Source organism: Flavisolibacter ginsengiterrae DSM 18136, from assembly GCF_059568575.1.
In genome coordinates this window covers 1-14,860 of record NZ_JCANTR010000018.1, presented here as the reverse complement: position 1 = coordinate 14,860, position 14,860 = coordinate 1, and the positions used below count along the sequence as shown (strand labels likewise).

Annotated in this window: 14 protein-coding genes; 3 read left to right on the top strand and 11 right to left on the bottom strand. The window is 45.5% G+C overall.

Annotation, left to right across the window (positions count from 1 at the left end):
* Window positions 1-168 precede the first annotated feature (168 nt).
* From BP74_RS16570 to BP74_RS16560, 3 genes are all read right to left on the bottom strand, one after another.
* Window positions 169-2,565, bottom strand: a complete 2,397-nt coding sequence (locus BP74_RS16570) for a GumC family protein (RefSeq protein ID WP_496375695.1) — start codon at window positions 2,563-2,565, stop codon at window positions 169-171.
* A 3-nt stretch (window positions 2,566-2,568) separates the two neighbouring features.
* Window positions 2,569-3,363 carry a polysaccharide biosynthesis/export family protein gene (locus BP74_RS16565; RefSeq protein ID WP_496375693.1) on the bottom strand — a complete coding sequence of 265 codons (795 nt, stop codon included), beginning with the start codon at window positions 3,361-3,363 and terminating at the stop codon, window positions 2,569-2,571.
* Window positions 3,364-3,643: 280 nt separating this feature from the next.
* The gene (locus BP74_RS16560; RefSeq protein ID WP_496375691.1) at window positions 3,644-4,144 is read right to left on the bottom strand and encodes a transcription termination/antitermination NusG family protein; all 501 of its coding nucleotides are present in this window, start codon (window positions 4,142-4,144) and stop codon (window positions 3,644-3,646) included.
* A 422-nt stretch (window positions 4,145-4,566) separates the two neighbouring features.
* Here BP74_RS16560 and BP74_RS16555 point away from each other — a divergent pair, with 422 nt between their 5' ends.
* Complete coding sequence (locus BP74_RS16555; protein ID WP_496375689.1) at window positions 4,567-5,805, top strand: hypothetical protein; 1,239 nt, start codon at window positions 4,567-4,569, stop codon at window positions 5,803-5,805.
* A 41-nt stretch (window positions 5,806-5,846) separates the two neighbouring features.
* Here the strand turns inward: BP74_RS16555 and BP74_RS16550 are convergent, their stop codons facing one another.
* The 3 genes from BP74_RS16550 to BP74_RS16540 all read right to left on the bottom strand — a co-directional run bounded on the left by BP74_RS16550 (window position 5,847) and on the right by BP74_RS16540 (window position 7,875).
* The gene (locus BP74_RS16550; RefSeq protein WP_496375687.1) at window positions 5,847-6,629 is read right to left on the bottom strand and encodes a glycoside hydrolase family 16 protein; all 783 of its coding nucleotides are present in this window, start codon (window positions 6,627-6,629) and stop codon (window positions 5,847-5,849) included.
* A gap of 87 nt (window positions 6,630-6,716) precedes the next feature.
* Complete coding sequence (locus BP74_RS16545; RefSeq protein ID WP_496375685.1) at window positions 6,717-7,406, bottom strand: helix-turn-helix domain-containing protein; 690 nt, start codon at window positions 7,404-7,406, stop codon at window positions 6,717-6,719.
* A gap of 256 nt (window positions 7,407-7,662) precedes the next feature.
* Window positions 7,663-7,875 (bottom strand): response regulator transcription factor, encoded by a 213-nt coding sequence (locus tag BP74_RS16540; RefSeq protein WP_496375683.1) that lies wholly within the window; start codon window positions 7,873-7,875, stop codon window positions 7,663-7,665.
* Between the two features lie 259 nt (window positions 7,876-8,134).
* Between BP74_RS16540 and BP74_RS16535 the strand changes: the two genes are divergently transcribed.
* Window positions 8,135-9,409 carry an MFS transporter gene (locus BP74_RS16535; protein ID WP_496375681.1) on the top strand — a complete coding sequence of 425 codons (1,275 nt, stop codon included), beginning with the start codon at window positions 8,135-8,137 and terminating at the stop codon, window positions 9,407-9,409.
* Window positions 9,410-9,878: 469 nt separating this feature from the next.
* On the opposite strand, the gene BP74_RS16530 is transcribed toward BP74_RS16535, so the two are convergent.
* The 5 genes from BP74_RS16530 to BP74_RS16510 all read right to left on the bottom strand — a co-directional run bounded on the left by BP74_RS16530 (window position 9,879) and on the right by BP74_RS16510 (window position 14,134).
* Window positions 9,879-10,625 carry a DUF4184 family protein gene (locus BP74_RS16530; RefSeq protein ID WP_496375679.1) on the bottom strand — a complete coding sequence of 249 codons (747 nt, stop codon included), beginning with the start codon at window positions 10,623-10,625 and terminating at the stop codon, window positions 9,879-9,881.
* A gap of 753 nt (window positions 10,626-11,378) precedes the next feature.
* Window positions 11,379-11,744 (bottom strand): hypothetical protein, encoded by a 366-nt coding sequence (locus BP74_RS16525; RefSeq protein ID WP_496375677.1) that lies wholly within the window; start codon window positions 11,742-11,744, stop codon window positions 11,379-11,381.
* Between the two features lie 1,089 nt (window positions 11,745-12,833).
* Complete coding sequence (locus BP74_RS16520; protein ID WP_496375675.1) at window positions 12,834-13,283, bottom strand: response regulator; 450 nt, start codon at window positions 13,281-13,283, stop codon at window positions 12,834-12,836.
* 80 nt (window positions 13,284-13,363) lie between these two features.
* Window positions 13,364-13,615, bottom strand: a complete 252-nt coding sequence (locus BP74_RS16515; RefSeq protein WP_496375673.1) for a hypothetical protein — start codon at window positions 13,613-13,615, stop codon at window positions 13,364-13,366.
* Between the two features lie 87 nt (window positions 13,616-13,702).
* Window positions 13,703-14,134: a response regulator gene (locus BP74_RS16510; protein WP_496375671.1), complete on the bottom strand. Its 432-nt coding sequence runs from the start codon at window positions 14,132-14,134 to the stop codon at window positions 13,703-13,705.
* A 203-nt stretch (window positions 14,135-14,337) separates the two neighbouring features.
* Here BP74_RS16510 and BP74_RS16505 point away from each other — a divergent pair, with 203 nt between their 5' ends.
* Window positions 14,338-14,652, top strand: a complete 315-nt coding sequence (locus BP74_RS16505; protein WP_496375669.1) for an ArsR/SmtB family transcription factor — start codon at window positions 14,338-14,340, stop codon at window positions 14,650-14,652.
* Window positions 14,653-14,860: the final 208 nt, after the last annotated feature.

The following is a 14,860-nucleotide window of genomic DNA, read 5'->3' as shown; positions in this document are numbered from 1 at the left end:
TACAAACTGCCCTGGCTCCAGACTCCCGACTCCCGACTCACTTTGCGTTCCTTCCCGTCTTCGTGCCTTTGTGGCTATCTCTCACATACACATTGAACATTGATCGTTGAACATTGAGCATTCGCTTTACTTCTTGTCAACTTTTCAACCTGTTAACTTGTCAACTCTCTATAAATTAAACATCCTCATCACCTTACTCTTCAGCCCCTTCTTCGCCACCGTTTCCTCCTCCGCATATCCGTACCCGTAACCATAGCCATAGCCATAACCATATCCGTATCCATACTTACCAAAGCCCTTGCTCTTGATATCATTGTACACCAGGGCCATGTTCTTCAGGCTGTGTATGCGGTTGCCATCTTCCAGCTTCTGCATGAATACTTTTGGCGTGTAGCCGTCGCGCACCAGGTACAGCGTGGCATCGCAGATGGGCGATAAAATATAGGCGTCCGTTACCGGGCTTACCGGTGCGGTATCTATTAATATGTAGTCAAATTGTCCCTCCAGGTAGGCCAGCAACTCCTGCATCCTGCCGTTCAATAAGAGCTCGGAAGGATTGGGCGGAATGGGACCGGAAGGAATCAGGAACAGGTTGTTGACCGCCGTGTTGCGGATGATCTCCACCGCTTCTTTTTGTTCAATCAGGAAGTTGGTGATCCCCACCTTGCGGTCAATGCCAAAGGCATCCGCCAGCTTGGGCTTGCGAAGGTCCAGCTCTATCAGCACCACTTTCTTACCCATCAGGGCCAGGGAGATGCCCAGGTTGGCCGTCACAAAACTTTTTCCTTCACCTGATATAGAGGAAGTCAGTAAGACCTTTTTCTTTTTCGAATTGATACCCAGGTAGCCCAGGGAAGTGCGCAGGTGGCGGAACTGCTCCGCGATCACGGTGCGCTTGCCTTCAGCGATCACTAAAGGTGAAGTTGTCTTAGCATGCACCACTTCTCCCAGTATGGGGGTGTTGGTATATTTTTCTATTTCCTGGCGGCTCTGTATGCTGCGGGTGAGCATTTCTTTAGCAGAGATGCTGGCAATACCCAAGCCTAATGCCCCTACTACAGCGATAAGGTAGATCAGGGGTCGCTTAGGACTCACAGGCACATCACTTGATTCAGCCCTGTCCACAATACGGCTGTCCGGCACCGTGGAAGCATAGGAAAGTGCGGCTTCCTCTCGCTTCTGCAACAGGAAGGTGTAAATATTGTTCTTGATACCCTGCTGGCGGCTGATGCCCAACAACTCCCTTTCCTTTTCAGGGATGGTGCGCAGCATGGAAGAATAGCGGCTATTGGTAGCTGCCAGGTCGCCCTTGCCGGCTTCGAGGCTGCGGCGCTGGCTGCGGATGTTTTCCAGTATGCCCGGTTTGATCTTTTCCATTTCGTCCACCAGCGATACCACGCTGGGGTTGTTCTCCGGAACGATCTTGCGCAGGCGCTCGTATTCCAGTTCGGTAGTGTATAATTTTTCCAGTAAGGAAGACAACACAGGATCGGAAACGCCCAGTGTGGAAGGAACAATATTGCCCTTGCCATTTTTCCCCTTTACATAGCTTTCTACCTGGTCCAGCGCGGCCAGCTGTACAGAGATATCTGAGATCTTCTGGTCGTTGACACTTACTGTCTGCAAAAAGATCTGTCCCTGCGTAGAGATATCCGTGATCTGGTTGCGGGCCTTGAAATTCTTCAACTGTCCTTCCACGGAATCCAGCTCGTTCACCACGTACTTCAAACGATCCTCGACGAAATGAAGGGTGTTCGCAGCTTGCGTATTCTTATCCTGCACCGCTGCCTGGTTATAGACTGCGATCAGGTTATTTAAAATATCCTCTCCCCTTTTGGGTACATTGTCTTCAATACTTAGGTTGATCACCGTGCTTTGTTTGGAAGAGGCAGCCACCTTCATGCGGGCGATCATGCCATTGGCAGCCGTTTTCACCGCCACCAGGTTAAAATACATGGGCCTTTCCTTCTCCTCCGTGTTTTCATCCTTTTCAGCAGGCTTGAAGTAAGGATTAGGCTCAAAGCGCAGTGTAACATTAGGGGTATTGATCCAGTTGTTGAGGGCAAAGGCCTTTCCATTCAGCTCGACCTGCTGGCTGGCAGCCAGGTATTTGAAATAGAACTTTTCTTTAGATGGAATAAGAGAATCGGGATTTTGCACCGTGATCACTACAGGGGCATTTACATAACCCGGGCGGTCAGTTACACGTCCCTCAATGGTTACGGGTGCATACAAGTGCAGGTTCTTCACCACTTCCTGGGCCAGGGTCTTGCTCTGGATCACCTCAATTTCATTCTCCACGATCTTCTTGCTGCCAAAGATGTCCAGCGCTTCCAGGGCCTTGGAATCATCCAGCCCTTTTTTCTCATCCTTTATTAATATAGAAGCGGAAGTGGAATAAACCGGAACCTTATAGCGCAGGTAGAACCAGGCACCACCAGCTCCCAGCAACATCAGCAGCAGGAACAAGGGCCACCAGGGCAGGAATTTAAAAAGGAGGTCCTGGAAGAGGTTTTCCTCCTCGTCTTCCGTATAGGTCTTTTTATATGGTTGTTTGTTTTCCATGGATTATTTTCTGATAAGTGCGGTAATGACAACAACAAGGATGGAAACGCCACTCAAAATGGAGGGCAGCAATTGCTGGCTTCTGCTGGCGGCAGCCGTTTTTGCCTTGTCGGGCTCCACATACACCACGTCGTTGGATTGCAAAAAGAAATAAGGAGACCGCAGCACATTGGATGAATTGAGGTTCAACCTGTTTACAGTGCGGGTGCCATCATTGTGTTGCCTGATGATGGCCACATTCTCTCTTTTGCCGTTGATGGTCAGGTCACCTGCCTGTCCCAGCGCTTCCAGGATGGAGATCTGCTCCGAAGGAACGGTGATCACTCCCGGGTGGGCTACTTCTCCCAACACTGTTACACGGTAGTTCAGGAAGCGCACATTCACAATAGGATCAAATAATAGTTTCTTATCCAGCAGTTGTTGTGTAATGGTATTTTCCAGTTCTTTCTTGGTCAGTCCTTCTGCTTTGATGGCTCCCAGTATGGGAAACTTCACCATGCCGTCTTTGTTCACCAGGTAACCTACAGCCTGTTGTAAAGCACTATTACCTCCCGAAGCTGTAGCAACCGGCGTATTAGGCGCATTAAACATCAGGGTGGATTGTGGATCAAGCGAACTTACTGAAATGGATAGCAGGTCGTTGGCATGAATGACAGGTTCTGGTATGTTGGTAGCAGCTATCATGGCTGTGTCCACAATATCATTGAAGTAGGTCGCCTTTTTGGTATTCACACAGCTGGTAAGGGCCAGCGCAAAGCCTATAGAAAATAGTAAAGTAGTCAGCCAACGGTTACACATATACACACGGTTTTTATGGAATAGCAAGCCTATTCGCCATAGATATCAAACTATCATCTTCAGTAGGATACGGATCCGCTCTCCATCAAATCCGTTACCAGCAAGGGTTCAACTATAGGGAAAATACCATTCTTATCAAGTGGGCGAAGGTAGGAATAGCAAGAAATGTTTATTTGTTCATTCTTGTTCAGAAGTAAGGCAGGCTACGACTACGCTAAGTCGCAAAGGGCAAAGAGATTGTGTTTTGACTGTAAAAAATGCAGTCTATCTAAACATTATCCTACAAAAACGCATACCGTAAACCATAATTAAATGCCACTTCATCCTGAACCAGTTCCAACTGGGGCAGCTTCACCAGCGCAGATAATGCAATTCCCAGCGAAGGGATTGACAACGTTTCCAAATCGTATTGATCAAATGACTGGATAGTTCTGATCATAGTCGTATTGCACACAACAGATCTATCAAGTCTGATATTCTTGTGCTCATTCACAAATTGAGTAATGCCCGCTATTTCCTTTTCAGGAACCACAACCGGCTTTCCTAGCCAATACACCATGTTGACAACACCATTCATCTGGCACAACGCAGGCAGTTCACTTTCAGTAGCCCTCACAAATACCCACGAAGAAAACAAAACTTCAGAAACGATTTTTCTCCTTCCTGGCTTCTCTACCATATTCATGGGGCAATAATGCTCCAGCATTTTATCAGCTAGCCTGTTGGCCACCTTCATTTCCCACTGGTGGCGGGTATATAGAACATGCCATTGCGGGCTCATAAGCATTCATTTACAGTAGGCATTCAAGAGGAAGGACGGGTTAAGGGTAAAGCCCCTGGGTGAAAAAGATTACAAATATGGAAATAAAAATACATAAGGTTAATTCCAAATATTTGTTCATTTTTGTTCATTCAAAAAAGAAGATAAGAACCCGGCACTACAAAGAGGAATAGAGAAATTAGCTTCAACCACAAAGGCATTCAATGAAAAGTATCCAATTACAGCGATTAGATTCAGATTATACTTTTAATTGCTAAGGCTTTTTACTTATATGTGATATATTCAGTTTCATTACATTAGCGCCCCAATTCGGCTTTATGAACTAAAAAGAACAAATATGATCTTTTTATAATCGATACATTCATTGTTCATTCCAGTTCAGAATTCACAGAACCTGAAGCCGACAACCAAAGGAATTGATTATGAAAGAGATTGATAAAAGTTTGGCTCTATCTATCCTAAAACAGGAAATACAAGACCACTTTGGACGCCCTTTAGCTACTTCCAGGGATTGTATCCAGCTTAGCGAAGAATTATTCCAGAAGACCAGTTATAAAGTGAATCCAAATACATTACGTAGATTCTTTGGACTGGTAAAGGCCACCTACCCGCCTTCTTCCGCCACCCTTTCAATTCTTTCGAAGTACTGTGGTTTCGATTCTCTGGAAGAACTGGTGCGCCACAATAGTAATGGCCAGGCAAAGGAGCAGGACCTGCACTCAAGCGACGCCATCCTGCGCTATTTTATTGGCATCTTTAAAGACACCCAGGTGCTGGAACCTGTAGATAAAACCTTCCTGGCACTGGTGAAGCAAACTATCCTCTTCCTGCAGCAACATCCTGAGATGGCCTCCAAATTTCAAAAGGCCATTGCCAGGACTGTCAACGGCCAGCGATACTATTTTGAACTCTATGCTCATATTGACCAATTAAATTCTTACTATGGCGATGGATTAATGTATTACCTGAAAGAAAAAAAAACAACCGATGCGCAGATACGTGGACATGCTCTGCTGTTACAGCGTGGGTGGCTAACCAATGATGTCGACGCTGTTCGCAAGCATATGGAAAAAATGGGAGATCATCACCTTTGCGAAACCTCTCACCCTGTGATATGTGCCCGATACTTTGCTTCAAAGATCTTTCATGCCAATATAGTAGGATTACCCACAAGCGGAATTTTAGCTGAAGCATTGGTTCAGCACACCCGCATTGTCCCTTCAGAAGGTTTTTACCATAACTTTCCAACCTTTGAATATATTTTTTCCCTGGCACTTACGTTAACACAACATTTCTCAGAAGCACTATATTATCTGGAACAGGCAGAAGTCAAATACAAATCGAAACATAGTTATGTGGAAGATGGTCTTTATGAAACTATGCGCCTGCTGAAGGCCATGGCTCTTGCACGAACTGGCAATACTGTAGCAGCAAAAGAATTGTTTGAAAAACTTAAGCCTTCAAGGTTTTATTTCCTTACCAAAAAAACAAATTCCATTTTTTACCTCCTGCTTGCAGGTTACCTGAATAGACAAACAAGGAAAGGTGAAGATCAATTGAAAATGTTACTGAAAACAACAGGCTTTATCAAGATGCAGGAACTTAAGTTATATTCAAAAGAAAAGAAGGACAAATACCAGGTTTCCTCAGCTTTTATTTAGATTTATAATGATGAATAGCCAAATGAATTTTCAATCATCTTTTACTTTTTAAATACCCTTACATAATCAATCTCTATTGAATCCGCTGAAAAAGCATGATCTACATTGCCGCCGAAATCACCACCTATAGCAAGGTTCAGTAAAATATAAAATGGATGGTTGAAAGGGATGGAAGGACTGTTAAGCACCGTATGGTAAGCCAGGTTATCCACGAAGAATTTGATTTCAGCAGGACTCCACTCTACAGCATATTGATGAAATGCTGTGGTAGCCTCATGGATCATTATCGTTTTGCCATTGCCGTTAGCACCCCAATGATCGGGGTAATGAAGCGTTCCGAAGATCTTATTCTGCTCCATGCCCCTGTGTTCCATGATGTCTATCTCGCCGCAGGCGGGCCAGTCCACTTTGTCAATATCAGTGCCCAGCATCCATATAGCCGGCCAGGTGCCAACAGTTGCCGGAAGTTTGGCAGAAGCTTCTATCCTGCCATATTGAAATGCTGCCTTGTTCCTGGTCACCAGCCTGGCAGACGTGTATTCCATGCCTTCCTTATTTTGCTTGCGCGCAGTGATGATCAACCTGCCGCCCTGCTGCTTTACATTGCTAGTATCATGGTCGGTATAGTACTCCAGTTCATTGTTCCCCCATTTTTTGGCGCCTACATCAAAGCTCCACTTACTGCTGTCCGGCAATCCCTGTCCATTGAATTCATCGTTCCAAAGGAGCCTCCAACCTTTTGGTGCTGTCACATTCATACTGGTTTTTTGTGTAGATGCACAGGAAGAAAAAATTAAGGCAGTGATATACAATAGAAGACGCATGGTGTAAAGTTACTACTGATTTTACCCCTGGTTTAATGACCTTATATACCTGTCAACCTTTCAACTTGTCAACCTTCAACCTACCCATCACACTAGGTCAAAAGCCTGGGCAAAACGCGTGATATCATAATTGGTCTTTGCACTGAGCTTGCTCTTGACATTCTTGCGGTGCGTATTCACCGTGGATTCAGAAAGGTGCAGTTGGGCAGCTATATCGGCGGAACTCAATCCCATGGCTATCAATCTCAGGATCTCCCTTTCCCTTTTGGTCAGCGTGTCAAATAACTTATGGTTATGCCTCAGGAAATTATTTTCATCCAGCAGGCGCTGCGCTTTGGTGGAGATCTGGTGGTGTGAATCTACCGGCGTGGCAGTAGTGATGGTGAGAATGGGTTTACCATCATCATCTCTCAGGAAAATGCGGGTGGCACTGAGGTACCACTCCCAGTCGTGCTGCGGGGAGCTGCGCACCTGCTGGAAAAAGGACACGCTTTCATCATCATTGTTACGTTCCAGCAAACTGAAGATCTTAGGCACATAATCCCTAGCATCTTCAGGATTGAAAAAATAGGTATGGTAATTTTCTCCCATTGCCTTTAGCTGCTCAAGCGTGTGCCCCAGGTGTTTTAACCCTGGCTCACACATGAAAACCACCGAAAAATCACGGATGTCATGGACAATGATATAGGAAGGAAAATCATTTTGCAATATCCTCAGCAGGGTAATTTTCTCGTCAATTCTTTGATCCATTGATTTCACTGATTCAATACCACTCATGAAGAAAGTTTTGAAAGATATTTGGAACATGACGAATATACGTATTGTATAATGAGTCCAAAAGCAAAAGTTATAGAGATAAAATGATGACTTTAATAGCTTTAAGAATTAAGACTTCCCCTTCTTTCCAATTTTTTATATTCACTGTTACACAAAAAATCCCGCCTTGCGGCGGGATGGTTGTTGTTTTGGTTGCTGTCCCGACAAATCTCGTATGGTCAGCAGTGAAGCGTCGACGTTGCCGGAAGTTATTTTGCTAAAGCATACCGGCCTTTCTTAGCGCGGCAATTCGGTTAGTAACTCTTAGTTTGGTGAATATGTTCTTTACATGTTTCTTGACGGTCTCTTCGCTGATGAATAACTTACCTGCGATCTGCTTGTTGCTGCATCCGCGGGCTATTAACTTCATCACTTCCTCTTCCCTTTTCGTTAAACCAATGCCAGTTTTTTGTTTAAATGTCTCTGCCATTGCATACTACCATTTCAAAAATTAAATTTAATTCAATATGTCGCCATCCCAACTACCCATTTATGGGTATTTTTTCTTTAAAGTTGAAAAGTTGACAAATTGAGAAGGAAAAATTCAATGGCCGCGAGGTCCTTTGCCTAAGGTCTTATTTTCGATGCACGCTACCCAATGCAAAGGGGAAGTAGGCTGGCAGGGAAAGGCGGAAAAGAGCTGTGACTTATATCACAGTTGGTAAAGCCAGAATATTGGAATTTTATCAATGATGATAACCACCGCTCAACCTATTCCTGGTGCTGCACCATTACAGGGACTGAAGGCCAATGCAGGGCAGTTCTGGCTGCTGGTGCTGGTGAATGCTTTTGTAGGCAGCATGGTTGGACTCGAACGTTCCATCCTTCCTGCATTTGGAAAGGAGGTCTTTGGCATTGAAGGAAAGACGGCCTTACTTTCTTTCCTTGTAGCCTTTGGAAGCTCCAAGGCGCTCTTTAACCTGGTGACAGGCCAGCTGGTGGAAAAATTATCACGTAAAAAAATATTGTTGCTGGGATGGATTGCAGCCATCCCCGTACCCTTCCTGTTGATGTATGCCCCCTCCTGGGGCTGGGTGATAGCGGCCAATGTGTTGCTGGGCATCAACCAGGGACTGGCCTGGTCATCTACCGTGATCATGAAAATTGACCTGGTGGGTGAAAAGAACCGGGGACTGGCCATGGGTATCAACGAGTTTGCAGGTTATGTATCTGTGGGACTGGCGGCATGGCTGGCAGCAACTATTGCGGCCGCCAAAGGCTATGCCTTTTTCCCCTTCATCCCGGGCATCGTTTTTTCCCTGGCCGGGTTATCACTGACCTTCTTCTTTGTAAAAGACACGGTACACCTGGTGAAACAGGAAGCTATTAAACATACCGGGCCTTTGCTCACCAACCTATGGAGCCATACCAGTTTTTTGCATCCCAACCTGGGCAGCGTCACACTGAATGGGTTGGTGAATACCCTCAATGACGGCGTGATCTGGGGCTTATTGGCCCTGTTCCTGCTGCAGAAAAATTTTTCCATCGGGCAGGTGGGCCTGGTGGCTGGCGTTTACCCTGCCATCTGGGGGCTGGGACAATTATTCACTGGCCGGATGGGTGATACCATCTGTAAAAAACAGGTCATCACGGCAGGTATGTGGCTGCAGGCTATAGGACTGCTCGTCCTGGCCGTAGCGGGAAGTTTTATCCCGGCCCTCTTGTCCATGGTGCTGATGGGAATAGGCACAGCCATGGTCTATCCCAACTTCCTGTCGGAGATAGCTGCCAACACCCACCCGCTGCAAAGAGCGCAAAGCCTGGGCATCTTCCGGTTCTGGCGCGACAGCGGCTACGTGATCGGCGCGCTGGTATCGGGGGTGCTGGCCGACCAGCTGGGTATGTCCACCACTTTTGTTGTCATTGCCTTCATCACTGCCGCCGCAGGACTGGTAGCGCATAAACGTATGTGCTGCACCAATAAAATCCTTTGGAAATCGCAACGCTGCGTGGAAGTATATTGAGTTTCTGGTTGATGGTTTTTGTTTCTCGTTTGTAGATAGTAGATGCCTAAATAGCGTTGACCGTTTTTTCTACTCCTTTTTCTTTGCCAGCGAGTCTCTCTGCCAGGTCAGGAGTACAATAAAAATGAAACATTGATAGCAGAGGACTCGCTGGCGAAGTAAGTCCTTTCAGATTACTGTAGGGGAACACTAATATACCCTACGGCTTGCCGTTATTTTATGTGAATAATTATGTGCCCAATGGGTGTACAACAATATTTGGAAAGGACTATGTTCAAATAGTAATTTAGATTCAGAATTGAGAACGGCAGATTTCCTTCATAAGATTCCTGTCATGATCAGTTCAAAAGCATCGGGTTAGTAAGTAGTATGTACTTCGGTATGTATAAAAAACAAACTCTGGTGCTTTTCTTTTTTTATACCTCATATATTGTCTCTACGCCCACTCCAGGTCACGGGTAACATTGCCTCAAGCTTCAATCACTTCACCCGTCACAGTTTTCTTTTTATAAAAAACGGATACGATCGTTAAGGCCAGTAAGGATGCGGATATACTGATCACGATCATATCATCCTTGCCCGCATGCGGGCCCAGGCGAAGGCGCAGCAGGAATATGATGAATGCAATTACTGCTATTGCGGGCCAGTACAACCAGGTACGGCCCTTGCGGCGCGGCATGGAATGCAGGGGCATGCGCCAGGTAAGCCATCCGAGGAACAATAATCCAATGATGGAATTTACAATATGAATGATGCGGTAAGTGTTGGCAGTAAGGTGGTGGCCCAGGAATTCAGACTCAATGCTCCTCACACCTTCCCAATCCATGGTGGTATGGGTAACGGCATCCCATAGTAAATGAGTTCCGGCACCAATGAGTATGGACAAAATAATGATCACTGCCCGTTCATTGAAGCCTGTCCAGTGACCCTGTGCATAGGGTCCAAAACGGCGGTAAAATGGGCGGGGCAGGTGATTGACCAGCGGCCCTTTGACGATATTATGAAAGATCACGGCCAGGAATATGGCCATAGGCAGGTCGAAAAGGAAAATACCCGGAATGGTATGACTGAAGCGGCTCACTGCTTTTTTCATCTGGATGAAATAGGCAAAATCGGGGGATATGCTGCCTGCCACCAACCCTGTAAGGGAGAACCAGCGTTTTTTAGCGAGGTAAAACGGAACTGCCAGGGCAGGATGCGAAAAGGTGAAGGGCATGGGACAAAGAAAGGAAGAAATGAATTATATGTCCGGGTTGAAAAGTTGAAAAGTAAAAAGTTAACAAGAAAGGGGATGTGTCGGGAGTCGGTAGTTAAAAATCATGGAGGCCAGGTTGCCGCGAAGTCTAAAGTGCCATACGTAAAACTGCCCTGATATGAGGTGCAGTGTTTGAAAATGTCGCTTTGAAATTAATTACCTTTTAAAAACTGGCTGTACCCTGTGAAGTTGTCCGAACTTAAGAAACAGGAACAATAAACTATAAAACAGTAACTGTCTAAAGACCCAGAACAAAAAACCATAAACCAGAAACGGCTCATAGAAATCACCCGGGGTCCCCCTGGCTAACGCGCCTACCCGAGGAGGGTAGACCCCAGGTGGAATGTCTTTCTTTTAAGCTTTTTGTGAATTTTTGAAATGAACTGCATTCAATAAAGTCTTTTCCACCAAAAGAACCAGTAATTACTAATAATTAGATTGTCGCGGCAGTCCAAATACAAAACTAAAAGTGGCCCTCGCAAAGAGTCCGGATGGTAAGATCATTCTGAAAACTTTACCCTAAGGACAGACTGCATTTTATTAAGCCTCTTCCATTTAAAGAACCAGGTACAAAAAACTATAAACCAGAAACAGCTCATATAGTTACAAACCTTTTGTGTTCTTTCCTGCCTTCGCGTCAGAATCCCCGTGCCCCTCCATGCTTCCCTACCATTATATCCACCTGTTTCTAACTGCTGACTCCCGACTCACGACTCACTGTTCCGTTGCCCAGCAGCCGATCAAACGGATGCCATCGAAGTTGACCGGGAATTTGCATATGGAAAACACATGTTCTTTATGGTCACTAAGAATAGCCCTTTCTACTGTATTGATGGGAAAGTTCAGTTCCAGCAGCAGCTCATTGTTGCGCAGGCAGCTCCTGGCAAAATCAAAGGGGAGTACATCCATCACATTCAGGCCGATGGCTTTTTTTGACAAGTGAAAGGCCTTCAGAAAGCTTTTATTGGCAAAAATGATCATGCCCCTGTCATCCATTAGTACGGATGAAATGGGACAATAGTCCATGAATTTTTCAAAGATGGAGTACGAATTCCTGACCTCCTGTGTTCCCGCTGCCATAAAAAAGATTTTCAGGTGATTGTACCACAAACTAATTCTATGGCAGCTGTCATAGAATGATAATGGTCAGTTAAATGGCTGTTAGCTGTCAGGGAGGAGTCATGAAGCGGGAGTCTGTAGTCTGGAGGCGTGAGGCGGAGCAGGGCTAGATTTAATAAGAATCAGATTATTTGAAATGGTTATTGCAGCTCGAAGCTTGCCCACTATTGCAAACTTTCGGACTGCTGCAACATATATAGTTTCTCTGACCTAAAGAACCACAAACATATAAACCGCCCATGGAATCACCCGGGGTCCCCCTGGCTAACGCGCATGCCCGATGAGGGTAGACCCCAGGTGGAGTCTCTTTCTTTAAAGCCTATCGGTACTTCGGAGAGACTGCTTTCTGTAAAATCTTTTCTAATTGAAGAACCATACAAATAAACCATAAACCGCCCAATGAATCACCCGGGGTCCCCCTGGCTAACGCGCATACCTGAGGAGGGTAGACCCCAGGTGGAGTCTCTTTCTTTAAAGCCTATCGGTACTTCGGAGAGACTGCTTTCTGTAAAATCTTTTCTAATTGAAGAACCAGAAACAAAAAAACCAAAAACTGTCCAATGTATCACCCGGGGTCTCCCTGGCTAACGCGCATGCCCGAGCAGGGTAGACCCCAGGTGGAGCCTTTTTCTTTAAAGCCTATCGGTACTTCGGAGAGACTGCTTTCTGTAAAATCTTTTCTAATTGAAGAACCAGAAACAAAAAAACCAAAAACTGTCCAATGTATCACCCGGGGTCCCCCTGGCTAACGCGCATGCCCGATGAGGGTAGACCCCAGGTGGAGTCTCTTCCAAATTGAAGAACCAGGAACAAAAAAACAATAAACCAGGAACTGTCCAAGTATCTCCCGGGATGCCCGAACTATTTAATAAGTAATAGGTAAGAAAAAATATTTAGGTGAACTGATTTCCCGGCTCTCTCCAAATCTCAGACTGCTGCACCTTGTAAAGTTTCTTTGACCTAAAGAACCAGAAACCATAAACCATAAACCAGAAACTGTCTGTCTTGCTGCTTGTCAACCTATCAACTTGTCAACCTGTCAACCATTCCCTATTGGCTTTGCTGCTTGCGGATGCTTTTCTTTATTTCGTCGGTGCAGTGCTGCACGAACTGGTCGGCGATGGATTCGATCTGGCGCACATCCAGGGGCTTGGTGATGAAGCCCGCCTGGTGCTGCCTGGCAAACTCACGGTCTACCGTATACGAAGAAGTGGTAAATAATACTACGGGTATATCATTGAACCGCTGCAGAGTGCGGATCTTTTTCAGGGCTTCCTTGCCATCCAGTCGCGGCATGTTGATATCCAGGATGATCAGGCAGGGGGCAGGTTCAAAATGATCCAGGGAAGCCAGGTAAGAAACGGCCTGCTCGCCATCCGTGGCAGTTACTACTTCCACATTGTCTGAATAACGTGTAAATGCCTCCCTTACCAGCATCAGGTCGTCGGGGTCATCGTCAGCATACAGCACTACGTGCTTGCGGGTATTCGTTTGAGTCATTTGGTGATGGCTTGAAACGATCAAATTTAAAGCAAACTGGTGTATTAAACCAAAAAACGAAACAGCTACCCCTTTTTAAACTAGCAATTGATCAGGAATTCAATATCCATTTTGGCGAGGTATGGATCGAGGTGCTCCGTACTTTCAAAACACCTCATAGCTTGCACAGAATAACGGTACTTACGGTAGGTGATCTCCACATAGAAACTGTTATATTGATACAGAACCCTGAAGAGATTGTTCTTACGGATCTTCCCTACAAAAACGCCTTCTTTATATAACAGGTCCAATTGATCTTCCATTGCCAGCAGGCTAAAATCAAACATCTTCATATGCCAGATTCTCCGTTTATGGTTGCAACAAATTCCATGCTTAATGTGTCAGAAAAGAGAAATAAATATAAAACTTCTGAAATATTTTTATTGATCATTCCGCTGCTCGTTTTTCCTGGATGAACTGCTCAGGCAATATCCCAACATAGTTTTGATGGATTCAACCAAATGGTCGAAGTGCAAGGGTTTGGTTACACATTCCACTCCAAAACAAGAACAATATTCCCGGTCTGATGGGAGCGCTGAAGTGGTAAACGCCACTATAGGTATTGTATTGATAGCAGGATCATTTTTGATCAGGGGCAACAATTCCTTTCCGCCAATACCGGGCATATTCAGGTCCACTATGATGAGGCAGGGTGAACTTTCTTTTACCAACTGTATGAATTGCAGGGGATGTTTGACGCCTTGCTCCTGGCGCAACTGTATGCCTGGATCTGCACTGGCCAGTGCTTCTTTGAACACCAGCAGGTCATCTTCATCATCATCAATATGGAGGATCAGGGGAGCTTGCAACATGGTTAGGGATTTGACTAATGGCCGGTGAAATTATGTAAAATTTACGCGTTACCTGCAAACAGGACATTAAATAATCTACGATTGATCATTGATGCCGGCACCCAAAAAAACAAAATGTTGTTGCAGCTTATTTTGCCCGGTAGGTAGTAACACTTATATGAACATTTTGCGTGCTTTCTATCTTTATGCTTTAAATCAATAGCATGGCAAAAGTTCTGTCTAACGAATTGGCGATAGAGACCCGCAACATTAAAGAATCTGCACAGATCATCCGCGCCATCAGGCACAACCTTCGCAAAGAACTGCTCCAGTTGATCCATGCGCACGGCCGCATGACGGTAAGTGAAATGTACCACAAGCTCGGTATCGAGCAATCAGTGACCTCGCAACACCTGGGTGCCTTGCGCCAGGCTGGCTTCGTTCACACAGAACGCAATGGCAAGAACATATTTTACTCCGTGAATTATGAGCAACTGCAACATGTGCATGGCATAGTGGAGCAGTTGATTGAAAGATGATTGAATCGGGAAGTTGAAAAGCTTTGAACCACAGAGGCAGGGCAACACGAAGATTCACGGAGAAAAAAATATACTCCACCTGGGGTCTACCCTTTTGAGCTTTGTGAGTTTGCCAGGGGGACGCCGGGTGATTCATTCGAACCGCAGAACAATAGAACAAGGAATGTCGAATGATGAAGGCTTAGGTCGGAGGGACATTTCTTTGCAG

Excerpts from the sequence above, each read along its gene's own strand:
- BP74_RS16565 (WP_496375693.1), bottom strand. The coding sequence starts at position 3,363 with ATGTGTAACCGTTGGCTGACTACTTTACTATTTTCTATAGGCTTTGCG.
- BP74_RS16515 (WP_496375673.1), bottom strand. The coding sequence starts at position 13,615 with ATGAAGATGTTTGATTTTAGCCTGCTGGCAATGGAAGATCAATTGGAC.
- BP74_RS16530 (WP_496375679.1), bottom strand. The coding sequence starts at position 10,625 with ATGCCCTTCACCTTTTCGCATCCTGCCCTGGCAGTTCCGTTTTACCTC.
- BP74_RS16535 (WP_496375681.1), top strand. The coding sequence starts at position 8,135 with ATGATGATAACCACCGCTCAACCTATTCCTGGTGCTGCACCATTACAG.
- BP74_RS16560 (WP_496375691.1), bottom strand. The coding sequence starts at position 4,144 with ATGAGCCCGCAATGGCATGTTCTATATACCCGCCACCAGTGGGAAATG.
- BP74_RS16505 (WP_496375669.1), top strand. The coding sequence starts at position 14,338 with ATGGCAAAAGTTCTGTCTAACGAATTGGCGATAGAGACCCGCAACATT.
- BP74_RS16540 (WP_496375683.1), bottom strand. The coding sequence starts at position 7,875 with ATGGCAGAGACATTTAAACAAAAAACTGGCATTGGTTTAACGAAAAGG.
- BP74_RS16570 (WP_496375695.1), bottom strand. The coding sequence starts at position 2,565 with ATGGAAAACAAACAACCATATAAAAAGACCTATACGGAAGACGAGGAG.
- BP74_RS16545 (WP_496375685.1), bottom strand. The coding sequence starts at position 7,406 with ATGAGTGGTATTGAATCAGTGAAATCAATGGATCAAAGAATTGACGAG.
- BP74_RS16525 (WP_496375677.1), bottom strand. The coding sequence starts at position 11,744 with ATGGCAGCGGGAACACAGGAGGTCAGGAATTCGTACTCCATCTTTGAA.
- BP74_RS16510 (WP_496375671.1), bottom strand. The coding sequence starts at position 14,134 with ATGTTGCAAGCTCCCCTGATCCTCCATATTGATGATGATGAAGATGAC.
- BP74_RS16520 (WP_496375675.1), bottom strand. The coding sequence starts at position 13,283 with ATGACTCAAACGAATACCCGCAAGCACGTAGTGCTGTATGCTGACGAT.
- BP74_RS16550 (WP_496375687.1), bottom strand. The coding sequence starts at position 6,629 with ATGCGTCTTCTATTGTATATCACTGCCTTAATTTTTTCTTCCTGTGCA.
- BP74_RS16555 (WP_496375689.1), top strand. The coding sequence starts at position 4,567 with ATGAAAGAGATTGATAAAAGTTTGGCTCTATCTATCCTAAAACAGGAA.